Source organism: Arthrobacter sp. CJ23 (genome assembly GCF_024741795.1).
GTDB lineage: Bacteria > Actinomycetota > Actinomycetes > Actinomycetales > Micrococcaceae > Arthrobacter.
In genome coordinates, this window is the sequence record NZ_CP102950.1 from 4275737 (window position 1) to 4299438 (window position 23702).

Genomic DNA, 23702 nt, shown 5'->3' on the forward strand with positions numbered 1-23702 from the left:
ACCGCCCGTTCCGACAACGGGTCAGTGCGGCCCGTCCTGGCGCTGCTGCATCAGTTTCTTCAGTCCGCCCTTGCGCGGGACTTTTACCGGTTCAGGCCAGCGCGGGCTCAGCGAGTCGCCCAGGGTGACGCCGCGGAGTTTGCGGCCGAACAGGGGCAGGACCCAGTCGTTCACCCAGCGGCGCTGCCGGCGTTCCCATTCCCGCAGGCTGATCCGGGCTGGCGGTTCCCAGTCCTTGGGAGTGAACTTGTGCGGCACGCCGAGATGGTCCAGGACCTGGGCCGCGAGGTATTTGTGGCCGGCCTTGGACATGTGGAGCCGGTCCGCTGCCCACATGCGGCGGTCGTGGAAGGCGTCGAAGCACCAGTAGTCCACCAGGACGGCGTCGTAGCTGGCGGCCAGCTGCCGGACCCGCTCGTTGTAGAGGGTGTTGCGCTTCTTGAACGGCTCCAGCACGGCGGAAACCTTGACGTCGAACCCCGTGAACAGGACCAGCGTGGCACCCGTTCCCGCGAGCCTGGCGACCAGGAGCTCGTAGTCGTCCATGAGCGCATCCATGTCCGTGCCGAAATCAAGAAGGTCGTTCCCCCCGGCGTACAGCGTGACAAGGCTTGGTTCCATGGCGAGCGCCGCCTCAAGCTGCTCGTCGATGATCTGGCGCAGCCGCTTGCTGCGCACAGCCAGATTGGCGTACTCCCAGCCCGGTTGTGCCTTGGCCAACTTCTCCGCAACCCGGTCAGCCCACCCCCGGACCCCATTGGGCAGGAGCGGGTTCCAGTCCCCCACCCCCTCGGTAAAGGAATCTCCGAGCGCGACAAACCGCCGTCGCCCGTTCTGGTCCGCCCCAAGAAGATCCCGCACCCCGCCACCCTACCCACCCCAATCAACCGCAAGGGAACAGCGAGCTTAACGAACGGGGACGGATCCAACGGCAAAGGCAAGGGGCGGAAAGGTGACAAACGCACCAGCCGCAGCCGGTGCTTTGCAGGGAGCGCATCGCCGACCAGAGCGAAGCGAAGGTCGCCCAGCGACCGCAGCGGAGCGGCGGAAGGAAGAGAGGGCCCGAGGGCCCCGAACTGAGCTTGCGAAGTTTGGGAAGGGGCCGAACGCTAAGCGACCGCAAAGTAGCGGCGAAGGCGAAGCCGCAACGGCCGCCGTCGCGCGCTAAGCGTGACGGAGGAGAGGGACGGCCTTACAGCTCCGCTTTGCCCTGCCGCCAGTACCCCATGAACGCAACCTGCTTCCGGTCGATCCCGACGTCGCGCACCAGGTACCGGCGCATTTCCTTGATGACGCCTGCTTCGCCCGCTATCCAGGCGTAGAACGGCAGGGCGCCGGCGGGCAGGGTCGGGTTGCGGGTGGCTTCGATCGAGGCGGTGTCCATGCGCTGCGGGGTCTCCCAGAGGATGTCCTGGTCCACGTTGACGTCCTCGGGTTCGGGGCCGGCGGCGCCGTCGAGGGAGATGATGCCCACCCAGCCGGGTACGGGGATGGCCTTGCGGACGGCCTCCTGCAGCAGCTGGCCGTGCGGGCGGGAGCGGCCGATGGCGGCGCCGCGCGCGAGCCAGGTGATCTCGACGTCGGCCGCGGTGCTGAGGTCCTGGAAGTCGCCCGCTTCCGGGACCTCAAGGAAGGCGTGGCCCGTCATGCCCGCGGGCAGGCTCTCCAGGATGGCGCTGATGGCGGGGACGGCTGTTTCGTCACCGGCCAGCAGCACGCGCTGGGCCATGCCCGGACGCCATTCAATGCCGCCGTAGATTTCGGCGGTGAGGCACTGTGCGGCCCGGTTGTTGGGGCCGATGATGGTCAGGGAATCGCCCGGCTTGGCCTGCTGCGCCCAGTTGGCGGCGGGCCCGCCGTGGCCGTCGGCGTCGAAGTGCATCACGAAGTCGATGTCGATCTCCGGGTACACGGCGTCCAACCGCTCCCGGCGCACGGTGTAGGTGCGCATGGCGCCGCGGACGGCGGGGTCCATGGCGAGCCATTCCTGGTACCAGCCGGCCTCGCCCATTTCGAAGACGGGCAGCGGGATCTGGCGGCCGTCGGCGTCGAGCGAGGGGATCATGAGCTTGACGCGCAGGTCCAGGGTTTCCCCGGAAACGCCGAAATCGCGCAGCGAGTAGCCGCCGAAGGTGACGCGGCGGAAGTTGGGGCCGATGTCCTGCACGGCGGTGACGGTCACGTCGAAGGCGAGGGTCATGGGCTCGGTGGCCGCGGTGGTTACGGCACGGGCTGCTTTTGCACTCAAGACGCGATCTCCAGTTCGGTGGCGGGACGGATTGGGGCCGCGGCGTGGTGCCGGCCGATGGGGATGATGAGCGGGGTGCCGGAAATGGGGTCCGGGACCACGCGGGATTCGAGGCCGAACACGGTGCGGACCAGCTCCTCGGTGACCACCGCGGTGGCGGCGCCTTCGGCCACGATCCGGCCGCCCTTCATGGCGATGACGTGGTCCGCGTAGCGTGCGGCCAGGTTGAGATCGTGGAGCACGATGGCCACGGTGGTGCCGCGGCTGCGGTTCAGGTCCGTTACCAGATCCAGCACTTCCACCTGGTGCGCCAGGTCAAGGTACGTCGTGGGCTCGTCAAGGAGCAGGACCTCGGTTTCCTGCGCGAGTGCCATGGCGATCCAGACCCTCTGGCGTTGCCCGCCCGACAATTCATCGACGTTCCGATCTGCGAGTTTTAGGGTTGCGGTGGTGCAGAGCGCGCGCTGCACCGCGGCGTCGTCGTTCTCTGACCAGCTGCGGAAGAAGCCCTGGTGCGGGTAGCGTCCGCGGCCCACTAGCTCGCGGACGGTGATGCCGTCCGGGGCGGTGGGGTGCTGCGGGAGGAGGCCGAGTGTGCGGGCGAGTTCGCGGGCCGGGCGCGTGTGGATGTCCTTGCCGTCCAGGGTGACGGTGCCGGCGGCCGGCTTCAGGAGGCGGGACAGGCCGCGAAGCAGGGTGGATTTGCCGCAGGCATTGGCGCCCACGATCATGGTCACCTGGCCCTCGGGGATCTGCGTGGACAGGCCCTCCACCACGCGCCCTTGCTCGTATTGGAGCGTCAGGTCCTTGGCGCTGAGCTGTGCCATGTCAGGATTCCTTTCGGTTGGACGTGACCAGGAGCCACAGCAGGAAGGGTGCGCCCAGGGCGCCGGTGACCACGCCCACCGGCAGCACGGTGCCGTCCAGGAGCAGGGGTGCCAGGTTGTAGGCGAAGTAGTCGGCGGCCAGGACGATCACGGCTCCGGTGAGGGCCGACGCCGGCAGGCTGGGTTTGCCGGTGAAGCGGCGGGCGATCGGTCCGGACAGGAAGGCGACGAACGCGACGGGCCCGGCGGCCGCGGTGGCCACCGCGGCCAGCGCGACGGCGGTGGCCACCAGGCCGAAGCGGACGGCGTTGACCCGGATGCCCAGGCCGGCCGCGGCGTCGTCGCCAAGTTCGAGGATGCGCAGCGGTCCGGCGAGGGCGGCCACGGCGGGAATGAGCAGGGCCAGCGCGGCCGCGAGGATGCCTGCGCGCTCCCAGGTGGCGGAGTTCAGGGAACCGTTGAGCCAGATGAGGGCCTCCGCGGCGGTCCGGATGTCTGCGCGGGTCATGAGGAAATTCACCGCGGCGTTCAGCGCGGCGGCGATGCCCACGCCGGCCAGGATGAGGCGGTTTCCGGCGGCGTTTCCCCTGCCGGCGCCCGAGCCCAGGCCGCCGCGCGAAATGGCGTAGATCAGCACGGCGATGCCCAGGGCGCCGCCCAGCGCGGCGGCGGAGACCGTGGCCCCCGAGGCGCCGAAGACCACGATCGCCACGACGGCGGCGGCGCTGGCGCCGTAGCTGATGCCGATGACGTCCGGGCTGGCCAGGGGGTTGCGGAGCATGGTCTGGAAAAGGCCGCCGGACAGGCCGAAGGCCACGCCGATCATGGTGCCGATGACCGCGCGCGGCAGCTTGTTTTCCATGACGATGAAGCTGGCGCCGGGGATTCTTTCGCCGCCTGTCAGGTGCGCGGTGAGGATGGTGAAGAAGTCCGGGATGGTGACCGTGTAGCTACCAAGCAGCACATAGACGGCGAAGAGGACCACGACGGCGGCGGACAGGAAGGCGGTCTTGTTCGCCCGGAACCCCGCGCGGCCCGATCCGGCCGCCCCCGCCGCGCCCGCCGCGCCGGCCGCGCGAACGGGCAGATAATGCCCTGTTTTCACGGTTTTGAGGGCATTATCTGCCCGTTCGCGCTTCAGGTTTTCGCGCTTAAGAAGGGGTGTCATAGGGCGGCGCCCTTTCCGCGGCGCACGAGCCACACGAACGCGGGGGCGCCGACGATGGCGGTCATGATGCCGGCCGGGACCTCGCCGGGGAGCAGCACCACGCGGCCGATGACGTCCGAGCCCAGCAGCAGGGCGGGCGCGAGGATCATGGAGAAGGGGAGGATCCAGCGGTAGTCCGGGCCGGTGAGGAAGCGCACGGCGTGCGGAACCACGAGCCCGATGAAGGCGATGGGGCCGGCCAGGGCGGTGGCCGTGCCGCACAGCAGCACGATGCCCAGGGCGGTGATCCCGCGGGCCAGTGCCACGTTCTGGCCGAGTCCGCGGGCCACGTCGTCGCCCAGGGCCAGGCTGTTCAGGACCCGGCCCGTGGCCAGGACAATCACGCCGCCGATGGCCAGGAACGGCAGGCCGGTGAGCAGCACGGACCAGTCGTTGCCGGCGATGCCGCCCACCTGCCAGAACCGGAAGCGGTCCAGCGTGTCCTGGCTGGAGACCAGGATGACGTTCATGAGCGAATAGAGGCCGGCGTTCAGGGCGGCGCCGGCGAGGGCGAGCTTCACCGGCGTCGCGCCGTCGCGTCCCATGGACGCGATCAGGTAGACGACGACGGCGGCCGCGGCGGCACCGATGAACGCGAACCAGATGTAGCCGCCGGCCCCGGAGACGCCGAAGACGTAGATGCCGGTCACCACGGCGAGGGCCGCACCGGCGTTGACGCCCATGATGCCCGGGTCGGCCAGCGGGTTCCGCGAAACCCCCTGCATCGCGGTACCGGCAAGTCCGAGGGCGGCCCCGGCCAGCAGGCCCAGCACGGTGCGCGGGATGCGGGTGTGGACCACGGCGTGGTTGCCGTCGTCGGGGTTGAACTGGGTGAGGGCCTGCCACACGGTCTCCAGGGGCAGGCCCCGGGCGCCGACCGTCAGGGAGGCGGCGCAGACGGCAACAAGCACCACGACGGCGGCCAGCAGCCAGGCGGGGCGGGTGCCCAGGGCCTGCCCGCCGGCGCGAACGGGCAGATAATGCCCTGTTTTTGCGGTTTTGGGGGCATTATCTGCCCGTTCGCGCGTCGTGGCGCGCGCCGTCGTCGTGCGTGTTGTCACGGTGGTGTGCGCTGCTACTTAGCTGCGGCGTCCGCGCCTGCGGCCAGCTGGGGCAGGAACTTGTCCAGTGCCCACGGCAGGCTCAGGGGCGAGGAAGCGGAGAGTGCCAGGGTGAGCGTCTGGTCGGCGTCGGCGACGAGAGCGCCCTTCTTGATGGCCGGGATCTGGCCGAGCAGCGGGTCTTTCTTGATGGACTCGGTGGTGGCCGCATCCGGAACCCAGGTCACGAAGACGTCGGCTTCCAGCTCGTTGGCCTTTTCAGCAGACCACTGGACGAAGAATTCCTCGGAACCCTTGGCGGCGTTCTCCACCACGGGGGCCAGCTTCATGCCGATTTCGGTGAGGAAGCGCGGGCGGTTGTCGTTGGCGGTGTAGACGCCCACGTTTTCCGGGTTCTCGAGCTCGAGGTTGCCGTAGATGAAGGACTTGCCGGCGATCTGCGGGTACTTGCCGGCCTTGTCCTTGACGGTTGCCTCGGTGTCCGAGACCAGCTTGGCCGCTTCGGCATCCTTGCCCAGGGCCTTGCCGATGACTGTGGTGGCTTCCTGCCACGGGGTGCCGTAGGCCAGCTTCGGCTGCGCCACGACCGGGGCGATTTCGGAGAGCTTCTTGTAGTCCTCCTCGGTAAGGCCGGAGTAGGCAGCAAGGATGACGTCCGGGGCGAGCTTGGCGATCTCGGTGAAGTTGACGCCGTCGGCCTCGGAGAACTGGACCGGAGCCTTCGCCGTGCCGAAGCCGGCGCCCAGCTTCTCAAGCGCGGCGTCCTTCCACGGAGTGGAGCCCTTGTCATTGTTGCCCCACTCGTTCTTGGGAACGCCGACGGGCACAACGCCGAGGGCCAGGGCAACGTCGTCGTTGACCCAGGAGATGGTCACCACGCGCTTGGGCTGGGCCTTGATGGTGGTCTCGCCGAAGACGTTTTTGATGGTGACGGGGAACTGGGCGGTGACCGCGTTGGCGGAGGCCGGGGCCGCGGTGGTCGCCCCGGTGGAGCAGGCGGTGAGGGAGAGAGCGACGGCGGCAAATGCGGCGGTCGCTGCGCCTGCAGTCTTCAGCAGGGCACGGCGCGGGAGGTGGGAAGCCACGGAAATCCTTAGGTAAGTGATGCGAACCTAAGTAAGGCTAGCCTACCCTTCAGTTAATTACGAAACGTTTGCGTCACGTATTAGCCCGGCGTGATGCACATGACGCCCGGAGGTCTTGCAGCGAAGGGGTGAACAGTGGTTCACTCATTGAAGGGTGAACAACCATTCACCTGCTCCGAGCGACGCCGAAGGTCCCCGCATGCCGTCCACCCGCACCCGAAGTCTTCCCGCCTGGGCCATCATCATGGCCTTGTCCCTCAGCGGCACTGTCGTGGCGCTCATGCAGACGCTGGTGGTGCCTCTGCTGCCCGATTTCCCCGGGATCCTGGGGGTCACCGCAGACGACGCCTCCTGGCTGGTCACGGCCACGCTGCTGACAAGTGCCGTGGCCACGCCCATCGTCTCGCGCAGCGCCGACATGTACGGCAAACAGAAGATGATGCTCGTGTGCCTGTCCCTGATGGTGCTCGGTTCCATCATCGCCGCGGTGGGAGGCTCCTTCTTGTGGGTCATCGTGGGGCGCGCCCTGCAGGGCTTCTCCGCGGCCCTGATCCCCGTGGGCATCAGCATCATGAGGGACGAACTGCCCAAGGAAAAGATTGGCTCGGCCGTGGCCCTGATGAGCGCCACGCTGGGGATCGGCAGCGCCCTGGGCCTGCCCCTTGCGGGAATCCTCTACCAGGCCTTCGGCTGGCATTCCATCTTCTGGGTCTCCGCCACGGCCGGCCTCCTCCTGCTGCTCGCCGTCGCGTTCATCGTGCCCGAATCGAAGGTCCGCACGCCGGGGCGGTTCGACTACGTGGGCGCCCTGGTGCTGTCCGGGGCGCTGGCCGCCCTGCTGCTGGCGATCTCCAAGGGCGGATCCTGGGGCTGGCGTTCGGAACCGGTGCTGCTGCTGTTCCTCACCGCCGTGGTCCTGCTGGGCATCTGGGTCCCCTACGAGTTCAAGGTCAGCCAGCCCATGGTGGACCTGCGCACTTCCGGGAAGCGGCCGGTCCTCATGACCAACGTGGCATCGCTGCTGATCGGTTTCGCCATGTTCGCCAACATGCTCCTGACCACCCAGCAGCTCCAGCTGCCCACGGCCAGCGGCTACGGCTTCCAGATGACCGTCATCACCGCCGGGCTCGCGATGATTCCCTCCGGCCTGGCCATGGTGGCGTTCGCCCCGGTGTCCGGGGCCATCATCAGCCGCTACGGCGGCAAGACCGCGCTGATCGCGGGCGCGGCCGTCATGGCGGTGGGCTACGTGGGGCGCGTGTTCTTCTGGGATTCCCTCGCCTGGATCATCATCGGCTCCACCGTGGTGAGCATCGGCACGGCGATCGCCTACGCTGCGATGCCCACCCTGATCATGGCCTCGGTTCCCAGAACCGAAACCGCGTCCGCGAACGGCCTGAACAGCCTCCTCCGGGCGATCGGCACCTCCACCTCGAGTGCCGCCGTCGCGGCCTTCCTGACCTCGGTGACGTTCGACGTCGGGCCGGTCCGGCTGCCGACGTTCGGCGCCTTCCAGGACGTGTTCTGGATGGCGGCCTTGGCCGCGGCTGCCTCCATTGCGGCCGCCGCCTTCATCCCCAAGACGGCCCCCGCCGTCGTGGTTCCGGCGCCTTCCGGGAACGAACGGGTGCTCCGCGGCCGCGTCCTGGTGACCGGCAACACCCCGGTGAGCCACGCCGTCGTCACCGTGCTGCGGCTCAACGGCGAGCCCGTCGACTGGAGCCGGGTGGACGCCGACGGGCGCTATTCGCTGGCGGTGCCGGGCGCCGGCAAGTACCTCCTGATCGTGAACGCCGTGGGCTGGACCCCGGCCGCGCACGTCTTCGACTTCGACGGCGTCACCCTGCAACGGGACTTCACCCTGCAGGACCAGCTGACACTGAGCGGCCAGGCAACGCACGGCGGCGAACCCGCGGCCGGCGCGGTGGTGTCCCTGCTCCATGCCAGCGGCGAGCATGTCGCGTCCGTGGAAACCGGCGACGACGGGCGCTACAGTGTGCCTTTGCCCCCTGCCGGCCGGTACATTGTGTCGATGCTGCATCCCGAAACCCATGAAGCCACGGCACGGAAACTGACGGTGGACAACCGTTCCGTGACGCTGGACCTGGCCGTGTCCCCGGCTGCCCCGGGCCCGCTGGTGAACGCATGAGCAGCCCCAGCCGCGAGGCCATCCTGGCATCGGCCAGCCGGCTGTTCGGCGACCGGGGATACCGTTCCGTGACCGTGCGGGACATTGCCTCCGACGCCGGCGTGTCGGCCGCGTTGGTCATGAAACTTTTCGGCTCCAAGGAAAAGCTCTTCGCGGCCGCCCAGCCGAACGAGCGGCTGCTGGGAGAACTGAATGTGCCGAGGGAGGAGCTCGGCGCCGCAATGGTTTTCCGGGTGCTGATGCGCCGCGAACGCGAAATGCAGGAGCCCTGGGCCATGCTCCCGTTCACTATCCAGGACTCGCCCGACCCCGTCGCTACGCGCGCCGAAACCCAGGCCAGGTACCTCGGGAACATTGCGGCCCTGATCGGGGACACAACGCCGAACCGGCACCACGCCGCCGTGGTGGTGTCGCTCATGATCGGCTTCGGCGAGTCCGTGCGGACCCTTGGCCTGTTCGACGACTGGGACTTCGACGAAGTGGTGGCCCACTACGGCGCGCTGGTCCAGGCCCAGATCGACGCCTTCGCGGCGCCTTAGCCGCTCAAAGTGCAACGCGGGGTCACTTACGGCCCATCCGGTGCCCCAACACGGGCCGTAAGTGACCCCGCGTTGCTTTCGAGAGAGTGTCGGCTCAGCGCAGCACGATGTCCACGGGGTTCGCCTCGGAGCGCCATTCACCGGGGACGCCCGGGCCGCCGATCACCGGGGCCGTGAGCACGCCGGAGCGGTTGGTCCGCTTGTCGCGCAGGATCTCGGTCACTGAGCCCAGGTGCCGGGAAAGGTCGATGACGTTCTCCGGTGCGGCCAGGAGCAGCTGGAAGCCGAATTCGTGCAGCGCCTTGATGCCGGCACCGGCGAATTCCTCGGAGGCCAGGACGAAGGCCTCGTCCATCATGACCGTGCCGTAGGTGGTGAAGCCCTGCTCGGCGATGCCCAGCTGGTAGCTCAGCGCCGCGGCCATGATGAAGGCCGTGAAGCGCTGCCGCTCGCCTCCGGACATGGAGCCGGTGTCCGCGTGCATGAAGACGTCGGCCTTCTTGCCGCCCTTCTTGCCCTGCGCCGCTCCCGCGGCGGAGCGGTGTTCCTTGCACTGGATGAACAGGTGCCCTCGCACGTCCAGCACTTCAGCGCGCCAGCGCCGGTCCTCCGGGGCATGCGAGCCCAGGCGCTTGACCAGGGTTTCCAGCGACTTGTAGCGGGCGGTGAGCTCGGCGTCGTCGTCCGTTTCGGTGGCGGACGTGCCGGCGGCACGCGTTGGGCGCGTGTGGCGCGCCTTCAGGGCGTTGTGGATGGCGTCCTTGAACTGCTTGGCCGTGGCCGGCAGCGTCTGCTTGATGTCCAGTTCCAGGAAGCTGCCCTCGTGGAAGTTGACCTCGGACAGGATGCCGTTAAGCGGCAGGATGCGGCTGGTGATGGTGCGGCGTTCTTCGTCCAGCAGGTGCAGCAGCGTGCTGAACGATTCGTGCGTGCGCTGGTTGAAGAACAGCCGGAACTCGGCCTCCTGCGCGGGCAGTCCGTCGCTGACGATGGCGTGGTAGCGGGCCTCGAATTCCCCCGCGGCGCCGATCGAGGTGCCATGGTCCGCACTGATGGCGGTGCCCCAGTCGCGGACGAAGCCCTCGAACATGCGGGTGAGCCGCTCGGCGGTCGCCTGCCCGCGGGATTCGGCGGCGTGCAGTTCGCCCAGGAGCCTGCCGCGGACCTCCACGGCGAGGGTATCGAGCTCGTGCAGTTCGGCGAGCTCGGTGAAGCCGGCGAAGTACGGTTCCAGCGCCGTGACGGTGGAGCCCGACGGCGGTGCTTGCTCCAGGCGGAGCCGTGCGGCTTCCAGCAGGGTGTCCGCGGTGGTCATCTGCTGGTCCAGGGCCTTGTATTCGCTTTGCAGCACGGCCGCGGCGCCTGTGGAGGACTGGTGCTTTTCGCGTACGGCCTCGATGTTGGCACGCAGCGGCTCCAGGTCGGCCTGGGCGGCGAGGGCATCGGTGAGGCGCTGTTCGATCCTGCCCAGTTCCTCGGCCGCAACGTTGGCCGAGACCTGCTCCCAGGGGCGCTCGTCCTCGGCCACGCGGCGCAGGGCCTCGAGCTGGCGGGCCATGCCCTGGTGCGAATCCTCGCGGCTTTGGGCCAGTTCCGCGGCCTTGATCAGCTCGTTCTCGAGCTCGCCCACGCGGGCGGCCACGAGTTCCAGCTTGGAGGCGTTGTCGAAGCCCAGGACGTAGTCCTGGCGGCCGGTGAAGCGGTCGTCTTTCTCCACGGTGTGGCGGTTGCGCTTGACCACGCCGCCCAGGCTCAGGCCCTTGTCCAGCGCGGCGAGTTCGTCCGGGTTTTCCACACAGGGGAAGGCGAAGTCCAGGGCGATCCGTTCGCGGATCCACTCGCCGGCGTCGGCGTTTGCCCCAGAGGTGAGGATGCTCAACTTGCCCAGCAGCTCGCCGTCGGACGCGTCCTGCACGGCCAGCGCCCCGCCGGCCAGCGGCTTGGACACGTCCACCGCGCGCAGCGAGCCGCGGACGGTGTTGTCGTTGAGGTAGCGGGTGACCGCCGCGAAGTGCTCGCCGGGGACCAGCAAGGTGGTGGCGAGGTTCCGCAGGGCGCGCTCGGCGGCCGGACGCCACCGCTCCTCCCCCTCGGCGAGATCGATCAGCTCGCCTCCGAACGGCATGCGTTCTTCCGGGATGCCGGTGGCGGCCGCGATGGTGGCGCGGTTTTCAATGCTCGACGGCGGCAGCAGGGACTTGCGCGTCTTGAGCGACACCAGTTCCTGCCCGGCCGCGGCCAGCTCGCGCTTCAGCGTCGCGTGGGCGTCGAAGGCCTCGAAGCGGAGTTCCTTCAGGGCCTCCGTGTCGCCCTGGAGTTCGGCGGAGCGGGCCGCCGCCTGCTCCTGGGCCTGCTCCCAGCCTTCGGCAGACCATTCGAGGTCCAGCCCGGCGTCGGCCAGGGCCTTGCGGGCGGAATCCTCCACCTGCTGGCGGAGCTTCAGCCCCACCCGGGCATTCTCGAGCGACTGTTCGATCGCGGAAATCGCGTTGCCGCCGCGGTTGTTGTAGTCCGATTCGAGCCCGCGCAGTTCCTTGGCCAGGGCGTCGCGGACCGTGCGTTCGGCGGCGAGCTCCTGGGCCTTGGCCTGGGCCAGCTCCTTGAACCGGGCCAGCGTCTTGGCGTGCACGGTGACGGCGAGCTGCTGCTTGTAGGCATCGAATTCGCCGCCGGCCAGCTCCCGGAGGCGGTTGGCATCCAGCAACGCCTGGGCGTAGTCCTTGTTCAGCCCCGGCACGGGCGCCAGCTGGTCGCGCTGCTGCCGCACGTCCTCCAGCCGCTGCCGGATGGACATGAGGTTGCTGAATTCCTCCACCACATCGTCCGCCGCGACGAGCGTGGCCGGGGCGTCCAGCACCTGGTCGCGGAAGAAGGTGTTGACGCTGCCGCCCAGGCCCTTGCCGGCCTGGATGACGCGCAGCAGGGGCAGCGCCTGGTCCGAGTTGATGCCCAGGAGCCGGCGGAACCGCTCCGCAAACGACTTGTGGACATCGAACACCTGGGCATCCGGGAAGATCGTTTCCAGGGAACCGCGGGTGAAGCGCTTCTGCGCGATGCCCTCGATGGCCGCCAGATCCAACGGCTTGCTGTCAATCAGGTAGAAGCGCCCGACGCTCGACTCCGTGCCGTTCTTGGGCAGGTCGAACAGGGCGGAAACCGTCACCTTGGTGCCTGCAGCGTTGTCGAACGTCAGCGCGACGGCGGACCAGGTGGCACCGGGGCGCTGGAAGGCACTGGCCGAGCCCTCGCCCACGGCCTTGTCGCCCACCTTGCCGCGCATGTACGTGAACGTGGTCCTCTTGTCCTCCACAGCCCCGCCTGCGCGCTGTCCGGCGGCCTCGTTGGAGCGTGGACGGGCATCGAAGACACGCAGCATGGCGTCGAACAGCGTGGACTTCCCGACGCCGGAGTTGCCCGTCAGGAGGGTGCCGTTGCGGTCCACGTGCATGGTGTGGGCGCCATGGAATGTGCCCCAGTTGACCACCTGCACCAGCGCCAACCGCATCTGGCCGGGGTTCGTCAGCTCGCCGATCGGGAGCATGGTTGCGATGGTCACTTGGTGATCCCTTCTGCGTGGTCGCCTTCCGCAGCGGCATCGGACACATGCTCTGCATGCTCGCTCGTTCCTCGCTTAGACGCATGCTGCCGCATGTCCCCGTCGCCGCCGCTGTGGCCGGGCGCCGCAGGTTCGCCGAGCCGCGAGGACGCCGGTGCCGCCCAGGGAGTGGCATCCAAGGCACTGGCCGAGGGACCCGACGCGAGCTTGCGAGCGTTGGGTAGGCCACTGCCGCTGTCGGAGCCGGACGGCTCGCTGCTTGCAGCAGAGCCGTCCGGCGGAGGGGCGGGGGCGGCATCGCCATCGTCGTTGGGTGCGTCGCCGTCACCCTCGTCGTCCTCCGCGGATTCGTCCGAGTCGGCGAGCTCGAGCAGCGGCTCGGTGCCTGTTTCGTCGGCTGCTACTGCCACCAAGGCTTCTATTTGGGCGGGGATGTCGCCGATGTTTTCGAAGGGGAGGGCCAGGGGGAGGGCGTTGGAGATCGTGTAGGTATCGTCCAAGGGGGTGGCCAGGAGGAGTTGGCGGGCTTGGAGTTTGGTGATGGTGCGGGTGACTACGTCGGCGTCGCGCAGGGCGTCCTGTTGGCCGGCGGGCTGGTAGTGCGCCACGAGATCGGCGATTTCCTCGCGCGTGATGGTGGGGTCCGTGTTCGCCGTGACATGGCGGTCCAGCAGGAGGCGCAGGCGCAGAAGCACGATGGTTTCGACTCGGCTCAGGGCACGCTGCTGGCGCAGGATGCTGGAACGGCTGCTGCCGCCGATAGCGTCCGGGTCCACCGGGCGGAGCACCGCGATCTTGCGCTCGTGGTCCAGCTGCAGGGTCAGGAACAGTTCGGAGAGCCGGCTGCGCAGGATGAGCTGGCTGTCCAGAAGGGTTGTCCACAGTTTCTCGTCGCGGCCGCCGTCCACATACGGGCCCTTGAGCAGCTTCACGAGGGCCTGGCGGACCTTCATCGGGAGGACTCCGGTGTCGCCCGGGAACAGGGCCGCGCCGTCAACAAAGGTGTCCCGGGGCCTGACCCGGAAGGGGTCCGCAGGCGGAGCGGCAGGCTCCGCGACGAACGTCGCATCCGCGGCGGCGTCCGCCGCCTCCGGGGCCGCCGTCGTCGTCGTTTCTTCAGTCATGGTCAATCCCTATCCAGCGTGACAACAGGCAGGTACGCGGTGCGTGTGCTGCCGTCGATTTGTTCGAAGTCGAGGTGTTCCCAGGCTGCCCGGTCAAAGGCGGCGCCGGTGTGCAGGGCCAAGGAGAGCAGGGTCCGCACGGAGTTGATGTGGCGTTCTTCGGCGGGAAGGTTTTCCCACGCCTCGCCCAGGGTGGCGGAACCCGCCATGGCGGCACGGACGACGTCGGGCCTTGCCTTCGCGGTGCGCTGCGAGCGCACGCGGTCCGAGTCGCTGAAGGCGATGGGATCGGCGAGCCGTGGCGGGGCGGCGAACTCGTCCGGGTCGAAGAGCTTGACCATGGAGAGCGATTCGAAGCCTGCGTTGAACAGGACCGGGCCGGGAACCAGGCCGGGGCGGTCGCGTTCGTAGGGCATGGCGCGGATAGCCTGTTCGGCTTCGCCGAGGACCTTGCGCAGGCTGACGGACTGCCGGACGTCGTCGCTCTGGATGTAGGTGTTCAGGCTTTCGGAGAGCTTGCCGTAGATGCGCTGGATGTGGCCGTGCTGGGTGCGCAGTTCGGCCACGAGGTTCTTGAGGGTTTCGCGGTCCTCGTGGCTGAGCTCGTCGGCGAACTGCCGGCTCAGGACCTCGCCGATGGCCGAACGGAAGCGCAGCTGCTGCTGCGGGTCCTCAAGGAAGGCCGTGAACGAGCGGAACGTGCGGCCTTCCGGGCTCTGGCGCAGCCGCTTGTCGGCCTCCAGGACCTGGGCCATCGTGGCACCCTTGCTGAGCGATTCCTCGATGATCTGGTTGCGGAGTTCGCCCACCAGCTCCTCGATGCGGTCGCGCATCTTCTTGTAGTCCGCGGGCAGGCTGGCGGCGAGATCCAGGATGTTCCCGGCGGCCTCCACGGCTTCTTCGTCGTCCAGCAGGCCGTCGAATTCGCCGGAGCTGATGTCCTCGATGAGCTGCTGGCGCTCCTCGATTTCGTCCTCGAGGGCTTCCAGCCGGGCGCTCTGGTCCGGGTTGGTCTCGTTGGCAAGCTTCTCGACGTCGCCCAACAGTGTGCCCAGGCGGGAGCCGTTCAGGGTGGAGCGTTCGCTCGAAAGGCTGTCCAGGAAGGCGAGCACGCGGGCCGCGGCCTCCGTGGCCTCGTACACAATCTGCCCCGACTGGTTGCGCCGCGTCAGGAACTGACGCCGGGTCCACTCGTCGGCGAAGGCCTTGCCGTTCGCCTGCCCGCCGAGCCCCGGTTCCTCGCGGCGGAGCTGCTCCAGGAAGGCGTCGACGTCGGCGTGGAACTCTTCGAGGGGAAGCTGCGGGCGGGTGCGGGTAAAGGATGCCTGCAGGACCGCGATGACCCACGGGGCCGAGCGCGTGAGGGCCCAAGCGGGGCCCTTGGTGAGTACTTCGAGCTCGCGCAGCCGGGCGCTGATGGCATCGGCTGACGACATTGCTGAACGGGACACTTTCTCTCCTTCAGCTGCCACGGAACCATGGGACAGCGAAAACTGCCCCGTACAAGGTTAACGCAGGGTGCCGCCGCGGCCGCCGTGGCCGTTCCGTGACCTACCTCCGCGTAGGGTTTCGATCCCGTATCAACAATGTCACGGCGCGTTTTCACGCTGGCCGCGCAGCCGCCGTCGCCCTAATGTCCTTATTAAACGACGTCGCCCTCTGCCACGTCGGCCCGGGCAATGTTGCGAAGGGGGAACCATGCAGCTTGATTTCACGGCGCTGGAAACAGCCACGTACGTATTTTTCGGAACGCTGGTATTTGCACTGATTCTGGTCTTGTTCATCACCGCGGCCGCGCTGGCCACGCTCATCCTGATCGGCGCCGGCGGCCTGGTCTGGTACCTCATCAAGGCTGTGCTGGGCGGACTGGTCCACGGCATCAATTTCGCGTGGGACCGCATGGTCCACCACGCCGGGCAGGTTGAACTGCCGGGCGAGCTCCAGCCGTCCCCTAGCACGGGTAGCTACTCGCGGGTAGCATTGAGGGACAGCTGAAGGGTTCCCACCCAAGGCGGACCCTGGGCCCAAACCGGCACGTCCGGTAGAGGAGTTCACCCATGACTTCCGCCACTGACCGCCAAGCCACCGACCACACGGCCACACGCGTCGAGGCCACCGCCGAGCAGGCCCGCGCCATTGCCGAGGCCGCCCGCGAAACCGAGTGGAACCGTCCCAGCTTTGCCAAGGGCCTGTACCTGGGCGACTTCGATCTGGGGCTGATCCACCCGTGGCCGCAGGCCAGGGCCGACGACGTGGAGCGGGGCGAGGCGTTCATGGCCCGGCTCCGGGACTTCTGCGAGACGATGTCCGGGCGCGTGATCGAGCGCGACTCCAAGATCCCGGACGAATACCTTGCAGGCCTGACCAAGCTGGGAGTCTTCGGCATGAAGATCCCCCGCGAATACGGCGGCCTGGGCCTGTCCCTGGTGTACTACGGCCGGGCGCTGGCGCTGCTGGGCTCCGTCCATTCGAGCCTCGGGGCCCTGATTTCGGCGCACCAGTCCATCGGTGTCCCCGAGCCGGTGAAGGTCTTCGGCACCCCGGAGCAGAAGCAGGAGTACCTTCCGCGCTGCGCCGCCGGCGCCATCACCGCGTTCCTGTTGACCGAGCCGGACGTCGGCAGCGACCCCGCCCGGATGGGCTGCACCGCTGTGCCATCCGACGACGGCGGGTCCTACGTTTTGGACGGCGTGAAGCTGTGGACCACCAACGGGGTGATCGCCGAACTCGTGGTGGTCATGGCGGTGGTCCCCCGGCACACCGGCCCGGACGGCATCCCCCAGAAGGGCGGCATCACCGCGTTCGTGGTGGAAATGGACTCCCCCGGCATCACCGTGGAGAACCGCAACGCCTTCATGGGCCTGCGCGGCATCGAGAACGGCGTGACCCGCTTCCACCAGGTCCGGGTCCCCGCCGCGAACCGGCTCGGCAGGGAAGGCCAGGGCCTCAAGATCGCCCTCACCACGCTCAACACCGGGCGCCTCTCCCTCCCGGCCTTGTGCGTGGCTTCCGGCAAGTGGAGCCTCAAGATCGCCCGCGAGTGGTCCAACGCCCGCACGCAGTGGGGCCGGCCGGTGGGCAAGCACGAGGCCGTGGGCAAGAAGATCGCGTTCATCGCCGCCACCACCTTTGCCCTGGAGGCCGTCTTCGAACTGGCGGCCGAAATGGCCGACGCCGGGCAGAAGGACGTGCGCATCGAGGCCGCCCTCGCCAAGCTCTGGGCCACGGAGCTGAGCCACAAGGTGGCCGACGAACTGGTGCAGATCCGCGGCGGCCGGGGCTTCGAGACGGCGGAATCGCTGGAGGCTCGCGGCGAACGGGCGGTGGCCGCCGAGCAACAGCTGCGCGACATCCGGATCAACCGGATCTTCGAGGGCTCGAGCGAAATCATGAAGCTCCTGATTGCCCGCGAGGCCGTGGACGCCCACCTCGCGGCAGCGGGCGACCTCGCTTCAGTGGACGCGAGCCTGCAGGACAAGGCCCGCGCCGCCGTCGGGGCCTCCGGCTTCTACGCGAAGTGGCTGCCGAAACTCGTGGCCGGGGCGGGCATGGATCCGCGCTCGTACGGCGAGTTCGGGCGGCTGGGCAAGCAACTGCGGTTCGTGGAGCGTTCCTCGCGGCGGCTGGCCCGGCAGACGTTCTACGGCATGGGGCGCTGGCAGGCGAAGCTCGAGTACAAGCAGGCGTTCCTGGGCAGGATCGTGGACATCGGCGCGGAACTGTTCGCCATGGCGGCGTGCTGCTCACGGGCAGAGATGCTGCTGCGGACCCAGCCCGCACACGGCGCCGCGGCCTTCGAACTCGCGGAGGCGTTCTGCGAGCAGGCCCGCGTGCGGGTGGACGAATACTTCGATCAGCTCTGGAGGAACACCGACGACGCCGACCATGGGCTCTCATCCAAGGTGCTCGCCGGCGACTACACCTGGCTCGAGGCCGGCGTCCTGGACCAGTCCGAGGGCACCGGTCCATGGATCGCCGACGCCTCCCCGGGGGCCTCGACGCGGGAGAACCTGCACCGCAAATACCGCTGATTCACGCCGCCGCGGGCTACCGGACCTCACCGTCAAGGTAGTACCAGCGCTGGGCTTCCCGCACGAAGCGGCTGACTTCGCGCTGGATGCCGCGCTGGCCGTCCGCCCTGAAGTGTGCCGCGAACTCGACGGTCCCCTTGTCATCGAGCGGCCCTCCGGAGGACGTTGCGAGGATGTCCAGGCGCCGCCATTCCGTGTCCGGGTCCAGCTCGAGCGAGGCCGGGCGCGTGCTGGCGTGCCAGGTGCGCAGGAGGTAACCGGCGTCGAGCACCACGAACGCGGCGTAGCGCGAACGCATGAGCTGCTCGGCCGTCGGCGCGTCGGCGTCGCCGCGGTGGAAGCGGCCGCAGCACTGCTCGTAGTGTTCGCCGGAGAGGCAGGGGCACATGCCGTTGCGGAGTCTGGAGAGGTCTGGCGTCATGGGGATCCCCATCTGTGGGCTGCGGGTGAGCTGGTTGTTGGTGAGAGCTAGGCAACAAATTTTGTCATGTGAGATAACAGCTTCGAAACAACCTCGGCGGATCGCGAATTGGCAGGTGATTCTGTCGGCCGTCGATCGTAGGCTGGGTAGACAAGCCGCTGGGTGAGCGGCGCTCACCTCACGAACGAGCAGCAACGGAGGCTACGTGGAGGATCCGACAACGCTCGCCCTCAACCTGACTTTTCTCGGCACGCTCGGCGTGGCAGGCCTCATGTTCATGCTGCTGGGATTCCTGGTGGTGCTCACCTTGGTGATTGCAGGAATCGCCCGCTTGGTCTCCATCATCCTGCTGGCGATGGTGGGGGTCTTCCCCAAGCGTGACACGATGCCGATCGTGCACCTGCCGCCGACGCCAACGTGGTTCCCTGAGGCGGACTCCGCGCCTGAAGCGGCGCTCCCGGAGGCTGTCCCGCCCGCGGCCGGCGAGCCGCTTGCTGCGGAGCCGGTGGTGGAACTCCCGACGGCGGCCGTCGCGGCGGCGGCCGTCGCGGCGGCGGCCTCCGCGGCGGCTGCCTCCGCGGCGGCTGCCTCCGCAGCGGTGCCGCTTGCTGCCGTGTCAGCACGGCCGCGCCGGAACTTCTTCAAGCCTGCCCAGTTCAGGGCCTGGGCCAAGCGCGCGGCCGCAACATTCTTCACCTCGCAAGGGAAACACCACCCGCTTGTCGCTGCCCTGACGCACGAGCCGCCGGTCCTGTCCGAAAAGTGGGCGGCCGCCGTCGCGCAGGCCGATGAACGTGCCGCCGCCCGTGCGAAAGCAGCCGAACTTCCCAAGATCGTGGTCACTGTCCGCGAGGTGGCGCCGAGCGAGGAGACTGAACCCCGGGACAAGCCCGTTCCGACGGAGAAGACATCCCAGGGCGCGCCCTCCAACGGCGGGACCCCGCAGGGCGGGGCCACCAAGAACTCGCCGCGGCAGCCTGTGCACGGCGGTTCGCTCACGTCCGCAGCAGGGGCCCGGCCGCGCACCTAGCTTCGCTTAGTAGCGACGGAGCCTGGGACGAGCGGCTTACGCCGCCAGTTGCCGGAACGCAGCCCCGTGGTAGACCAGCGGCTTGGAGCCGTGGTTGATGGCCGTGGACTTCACTTCGAGCACCACGATTGCGTGGTCACCGGCCGGGGTCTCGGAGACGATCTCGCATTCGAAGCCGAGCACCGCGCCGTCGATCAGCACGGCTCCCGTATCGCTCACGGAGGTGTCCAGCCCGGCAAAGCGGTCGCCCCGTTTGGAGGACAGCTGCAGGCAGGCGGCTTCCTGGCCCTCGGCCAGGACCGAGATGCCCAGGCGCGGTGCCTGGCGCAGCTTCGGCCACGTTGTAGAGGAGTTCTGCACGGCGAACATGACCAGCGGCGGGTCCAGCGAGACGCCCACGGTGAAGGAGGACGCCACCAGGGCTTCCGGGACGAAGTCCACCATGGCGCTGAAGGCCGCAACGCCGGAGGGGAATTGCGAGAACGCAGCCTTGATCGATGCGGATCCGTCCACGGTGGCCTGTGTCATGTCAGCTTCCTTTCCTGGGATTGGTACGCGGTTCCTTTCCACTAATTCACCTGCCGGCCGGCAGGACAATATTTGTTGATCCGGAAGACGTTTGTGTACCCGCGTGTCAAGATCCGGGCCTCCACTGCCCCGGAAATCCGCCCCAGCGTTACCCCCGGAGACGAAAAGTGAAGAACTCCTACCGGTTCCGCGTGCGGGTGCCGCGATCTGTGTAGCCTCGTCTCCATCCATGCAGGCCCTGACCACCACCGCGAGCACGACAAAGGAAGCTGCAGATGAGCCTCAGCGAGCTACGAACCCTCGGACGCACGGGCGCCCTGATCAGCCCCCTGACCCTGGGCACCCTGAACTTCGGCACCGGCACGGCCCCGACGGGTCCGGACGAGAGCATCCGCATCATCCACGCCGCGCTGGACGCGGGCATCACCAGCATCGACACCGCGGACATCTACTCGCAGGGCGAAGCTGAAACCGTAGTGGGCCTGGCGGTCCGGGGCAGGCGCGACGACGTCTTCCTCGCCACCAAGTTCCACGGCCAGATGGGGCCCAATCCGGCCCACGCCGGCAACTCGCGCCGCTGGATCGTACGTGCGGTGGAGGACAGCCTGCGCCGCCTGCAGACGGACAGGATCGACCTGTACCAGGCCCACCGGCCGGACTACACCACCGATCTGCTGGAGACCATCACGGCGCTGAACGACCTCATCCGCCAGGGCAAGATCCTGTACTACGGCACCTCGGTCTTCACGCCCGCACAGCTGGTGGAAGCGCAGTGGATCGCCAACACGAACCACCTGGTCCCGCCGGTGGTGGACCAGGTCCCCTACTCGCTTCTGGTGCGCGCCAACGAACGCGACGTCTTCCCGATCACGCAACAGTACGGCGTCGGGGTCCTCAGCTATGGACCGCTCGACGGCGGCTGGCTGGCAGGCGGGTACCGCGTCGGGGCGGGGCAGCCCGAGAGCTCGCGGGCCGCCGCGGTGCCGGGCCGTTTCGATGTCACCGCACCCTTCAACCAGGGCAAGCTCCACGCCGCGGATGCCCTCGCCCAGCTGGCCGCACGGCACGGGCTTACGCTGATCCAGCTCGCTGTCGGCTTCGCCCTGGGCCACCCGGCGGTGAGCAGCGTGGTGATCGGGCCCCGCACGGAGGAGCAGCTGACCGACTACCTCAAGGCGGCCGAGGTGGTCCTCAGCGATGCCATCCTGGACGAGATCGACCAGATCGTGGCCCCGGCCGGCAACTTCCTGGAACGCGACGCCGGCGCCGTGGTGCCGCATCTGGAATATCCGGAACTCCGACGCCGGCAGTAGCTTTTCCCCGCTTCTGAGGAACCGCGGACTGCTCTCTTGGACGGTTCTCTTGACGCCCCGGGGGCGGCGGCGTAAACCTGATCTAAGTGCTGCTCGCAGCGTGCATCCAGTAGAACGCCGCCTTCCCATGTCCAAGCACAATCTGAAGAACCGCAACCATTTCACCGCCCCCGTTGAGGCTGGCGGACCCAGCAGCGGGCCGCTCACCGCCGAGGAACTGCAGCTGGCGGCCCGCAACCATGCGATGCCGCTCGAGGCCCTGCGCGAGGACATCACCCCGGCCGGCCTGCATTACCTGCTGACGCACTTCGACATCCCCTACATCGCGCCCGAGACCTGGAGCCTGCGGATCGGCGGGGCCGTGGACCGGGAGATCGAGCTGAACCTGGAGGACCTCAAGGCCCGGCCCAACGTGACGATGCCCGTGACCCTCGAATGTGCAGGCAACGGCCGCTCGCTCCTGAAGCCCCGGCCGCTCAGCCAGCCCTGGGTCCTCGAAGCCGTAGGCACGGCGTCGTGGACCGGAACCCCACTGGCACCCATCCTGGCCGAAGCCGGGCTGGCGGGTGACGCCGTCGAGCTCGTCTTCACGGGCGCCGACCGCGGCATCCAGGGCGGCACAGAAGAACCGTACGCGCGGAGCCTGACGGTCGCCGAGGCGATGCATCCCGAGGTCTTGCTCGTGTACGAGATGAACGGGGCGCCGCTCCCGCCGCAGCACGGCTTCCCGCTGCGGCTGTTGGTCCCCGGCTGGTACGGGATGGCGAGCGTCAAGTGGCTGGCGTCCATCGAGGCAGTGACCAGCCGCTTCGAGGGCTACCAGCAGGCCGTCGCGTACCACTACATGCAGGGGCCGGAGGGGCCAGGGCTTCCCGTCACCCGCATCCGGGTCCGCTCGCTCATGGTGCCGCCGGGCATCCCGGACTTTTTCACGCGCAAACGGGTGATGGATGCCGGGCCAGTGATGCTCCGCGGCCGGGCGTGGTCCGGGCACGGCGAGATTGAGCGCGTGGAGGTGGGGATCGACGGCGAATGGATGCCCGCGCATCTCGACCCGCCAGCCGGCGACTTTGCCTGGACCGGCTGGTCGATGGTTTGGCTTGCCGCTCCCGGGGAGCACGAACTGCGCTGCCGGGCGATGGATTCCTCCGGCGCGCTTCAGCAGACCACGCAGGTGTGGAACTACCAGGGCATGGGCAACAACATGGCGCAACTGGTGCACGTGACGGTGCGGTAGGGACGCCGACAGCGGGCCGGCCGCGGGGGCGGCGGGCGGCGCGGGCGGCGGCAGCCCGGTGGGACGCCCGGCGTCGGCGGCTATACTCGTTCGCAACCATGACAAGTCTGCCTGCCTCCCCCGCGAACGTCCGCATCGACGCCTGGCTGTGGGCAATCCGCGTGTACAAAACGCGATCCGTGTCCACGACTGCATGCCGCGCGGGACATGTGCGGATCAACGAAAACCCGGCCAAAGCCTCGCAGACGGTGATCGTCGGCGACACCATCCGCGTCCGCGAACCTGGCTACGAGCGCATCCTTGAAGTCCGACGGTTGATCGCCAAACGTGTCGGCGCCGAGGCGGCCTCACACTGTTTCACGGACCACACCCCGCCCCGCCCCGTGGCACCGGCGCTCGGCCTGCCGCAGCGCGACCGCGGCGCCGGCCGCCCCACCAAGAAGGACCGCCGCGAGATGGAGCGACTCAAGGGGCGGTAGGCTCCGCCCTGTCTCGGCGGAGGGTTATCCACATACGCTTCATGTGACAAGCAGCGGCCCCGCAGCCCCGGTTAGACTGGCCGACGATACGCCGTACCAGCTTCTGGGGAGCCTGACACATGAGCCGCATTTCCTTCGCCCACTTTTCGCCGCTTGCCCGCACACGAGTCAGCGCGCTGGCGCTTGCTGCTGCAGCAGCACTGCTCCTGAGCGGCTGCCAGGGCGGCAGCACCCCTGCCAATACGGGCTCGACGACGGCGTCCCCCACCTCCAGCGCGACGCCCACGCCCTCTCCCACGCCCACCGCCGCGTACAAGCCCGCAGATGCGAAAGGCAAGGCCCAGAACGTGCCCGTTCCCGTGATGCCTTCGTTGGCGAAGGAGAACACGAAGGAGGGGCTGGAAGCGTTTGTTCGGTACTGGTACGCCACTTACTCCTACGCAATGGAAACAGGTGACCTTGCCCCCTGGATAAGCACAACGGATACATCAACTGCGATTGCGGCAGCTTACAAAAAGGCCATCGAACTCAACTATGTGAAAGGTCGCTGGCTCGTCGGAGGAAGAATCACAACGCCGGTCGTCGAAGTCATGTGGGTTGACGGAGCAGATCAGCAGTCAGCCAAGGTCCAGGTCATCCAGGAACGAACACAGTACTACGATGCTGACGGCAGCGTGGGGCAGGCCGAGACCCCGGCAGCCAACATTGCCGAGGCCGTCTTCTCCCGTTTCATTGACGGTGCCTGGCGCGTTACGGACAACGGAAAGATCGTAGGCTAGCTGTGCGAGCCGCACGTGCTTCTTGCGTCCTGGTGCTTTTGGTCGTCATGCAAGTCTGGTTCAGTGCAGGACCATCGGCTGCAAACGA

General features: G+C 68.2%; 19 protein-coding genes and 1 pseudogene. 9 read left to right on the forward strand and 11 right to left on the reverse strand.

Annotated features, from left to right (window positions below; translation table 11 throughout):
• Window positions 1-21: 21 nt before the first annotated feature.
• From NVV90_RS19305 to NVV90_RS19330, 6 genes are all read right to left on the reverse strand, one after another.
• Entirely contained in the window at window positions 22-861 is an 840-nt protein-coding gene (locus tag NVV90_RS19305) for an SGNH/GDSL hydrolase family protein (protein ID WP_258438846.1), read from the reverse strand.
• A gap of 331 nt (window positions 862-1192) precedes the next feature.
• Window positions 1193-2200 carry a siderophore-interacting protein gene (locus NVV90_RS19310; RefSeq protein WP_396125416.1) on the reverse strand — a complete coding sequence of 336 codons (1008 nt, stop codon included), beginning with the start codon at window positions 2198-2200 and terminating at the stop codon, window positions 1193-1195.
• Window positions 2201-2244: 44 nt separating this feature from the next.
• Entirely contained in the window at window positions 2245-3075 is an 831-nt protein-coding gene (locus tag NVV90_RS19315; protein ID WP_258438848.1) for an ABC transporter ATP-binding protein, read from the reverse strand.
• Between the two features lies 1 nt (window position 3076).
• Window positions 3077-4180, reverse strand: coding sequence for a FecCD family ABC transporter permease (locus tag NVV90_RS19320; protein ID WP_396125417.1), 1104 nt, complete (start codon window positions 4178-4180; stop codon window positions 3077-3079).
• Between the two features lie 59 nt (window positions 4181-4239).
• Window positions 4240-5343, reverse strand: coding sequence for a FecCD family ABC transporter permease (locus tag NVV90_RS19325; RefSeq protein ID WP_396125323.1), 1104 nt, complete (start codon window positions 5341-5343; stop codon window positions 4240-4242).
• A 14-nt stretch (window positions 5344-5357) separates the two neighbouring features.
• Entirely contained in the window at window positions 5358-6428 is a 1071-nt protein-coding gene (locus NVV90_RS19330; RefSeq protein WP_258438850.1) for an iron-siderophore ABC transporter substrate-binding protein, read from the reverse strand.
• A 199-nt stretch (window positions 6429-6627) separates the two neighbouring features.
• Between NVV90_RS19330 and NVV90_RS19335 the strand changes: the two genes are divergently transcribed.
• Entirely contained in the window at window positions 6628-8577 is a 1950-nt protein-coding gene (locus NVV90_RS19335) for an MFS transporter (RefSeq protein WP_258438851.1), read from the forward strand.
• The gene (locus tag NVV90_RS19340) at window positions 8574-9116 is read left to right on the forward strand and encodes a TetR/AcrR family transcriptional regulator (RefSeq protein WP_258438852.1); all 543 of its coding nucleotides are present in this window, start codon (window positions 8574-8576) and stop codon (window positions 9114-9116) included. Before NVV90_RS19335 ends, NVV90_RS19340 begins: the two co-directional genes overlap by 4 nt.
• Before the next feature lie 94 nt (window positions 9117-9210).
• Here the strand turns inward: NVV90_RS19340 and NVV90_RS19345 are convergent, their stop codons facing one another.
• The 3 genes and pseudogenes from NVV90_RS19345 to NVV90_RS19355 all read right to left on the reverse strand — a co-directional run bounded on the left by NVV90_RS19345 (window position 9211) and on the right by NVV90_RS19355 (window position 15247).
• Entirely contained in the window at window positions 9211-12672 is a 3462-nt protein-coding gene (locus NVV90_RS19345) for an ATP-binding protein (protein WP_258438853.1), read from the reverse strand.
• Between the two features lie 293 nt (window positions 12673-12965).
• Window positions 12966-13796: pseudogene (locus NVV90_RS19350) on the reverse strand (DUF4194 domain-containing protein); the annotation flags it as partial.
• A gap of 2 nt (window positions 13797-13798) precedes the next feature.
• Window positions 13799-15247, reverse strand: a complete 1449-nt coding sequence (locus tag NVV90_RS19355; protein WP_258438854.1) for a DUF3375 domain-containing protein — start codon at window positions 15245-15247, stop codon at window positions 13799-13801.
• Between the two features lie 247 nt (window positions 15248-15494).
• Here NVV90_RS19355 and NVV90_RS19360 point away from each other — a divergent pair, with 247 nt between their 5' ends.
• Both NVV90_RS19360 and NVV90_RS19365 read left to right on the forward strand, forming a co-directional pair.
• Window positions 15495-15791 carry a hypothetical protein gene (locus NVV90_RS19360; protein WP_258438855.1) on the forward strand — a complete coding sequence of 99 codons (297 nt, stop codon included), beginning with the start codon at window positions 15495-15497 and terminating at the stop codon, window positions 15789-15791.
• Window positions 15792-15853: 62 nt separating this feature from the next.
• Window positions 15854-17827, forward strand: a complete 1974-nt coding sequence (locus tag NVV90_RS19365) for an acyl-CoA dehydrogenase family protein (RefSeq protein WP_258438856.1) — start codon at window positions 15854-15856, stop codon at window positions 17825-17827.
• Window positions 17828-17843: 16 nt separating this feature from the next.
• On the opposite strand, the gene NVV90_RS19370 is transcribed toward NVV90_RS19365, so the two are convergent.
• Window positions 17844-18248, reverse strand: coding sequence for a YchJ family protein (locus NVV90_RS19370; protein WP_258438857.1), 405 nt, complete (start codon window positions 18246-18248; stop codon window positions 17844-17846).
• 205 nt (window positions 18249-18453) lie between these two features.
• Here NVV90_RS19370 and NVV90_RS19375 point away from each other — a divergent pair, with 205 nt between their 5' ends.
• Window positions 18454-19278, forward strand: a complete 825-nt coding sequence (locus NVV90_RS19375) for a hypothetical protein (protein ID WP_258438858.1) — start codon at window positions 18454-18456, stop codon at window positions 19276-19278.
• Between the two features lie 36 nt (window positions 19279-19314).
• Here the strand turns inward: NVV90_RS19375 and NVV90_RS19380 are convergent, their stop codons facing one another.
• Window positions 19315-19806, reverse strand: a complete 492-nt coding sequence (locus tag NVV90_RS19380; protein WP_258438859.1) for a flavin reductase family protein — start codon at window positions 19804-19806, stop codon at window positions 19315-19317.
• Between the two features lie 275 nt (window positions 19807-20081).
• Between NVV90_RS19380 and NVV90_RS19385 the strand changes: the two genes are divergently transcribed.
• The 4 genes from NVV90_RS19385 (at window position 20082) to NVV90_RS19400 (ending at window position 23614) form a co-directional block, all read left to right on the forward strand.
• The gene (locus NVV90_RS19385) at window positions 20082-21119 is read left to right on the forward strand and encodes an aldo/keto reductase (protein WP_258438860.1); all 1038 of its coding nucleotides are present in this window, start codon (window positions 20082-20084) and stop codon (window positions 21117-21119) included.
• Between the two features lie 127 nt (window positions 21120-21246).
• Window positions 21247-22356: a sulfite oxidase gene (locus NVV90_RS19390; protein ID WP_258438861.1), complete on the forward strand. Its 1110-nt coding sequence runs from the start codon at window positions 21247-21249 to the stop codon at window positions 22354-22356.
• Between the two features lie 98 nt (window positions 22357-22454).
• Window positions 22455-22835 (forward strand): RNA-binding S4 domain-containing protein, encoded by a 381-nt coding sequence (locus NVV90_RS19395; RefSeq protein WP_258438862.1) that lies wholly within the window; start codon window positions 22455-22457, stop codon window positions 22833-22835.
• Window positions 22836-22954: 119 nt separating this feature from the next.
• Window positions 22955-23614 (forward strand): DUF6318 family protein, encoded by a 660-nt coding sequence (locus NVV90_RS19400; RefSeq protein WP_258438863.1) that lies wholly within the window; start codon window positions 22955-22957, stop codon window positions 23612-23614.
• The last annotated feature ends 88 nt before the right edge of the window (window positions 23615-23702 follow it).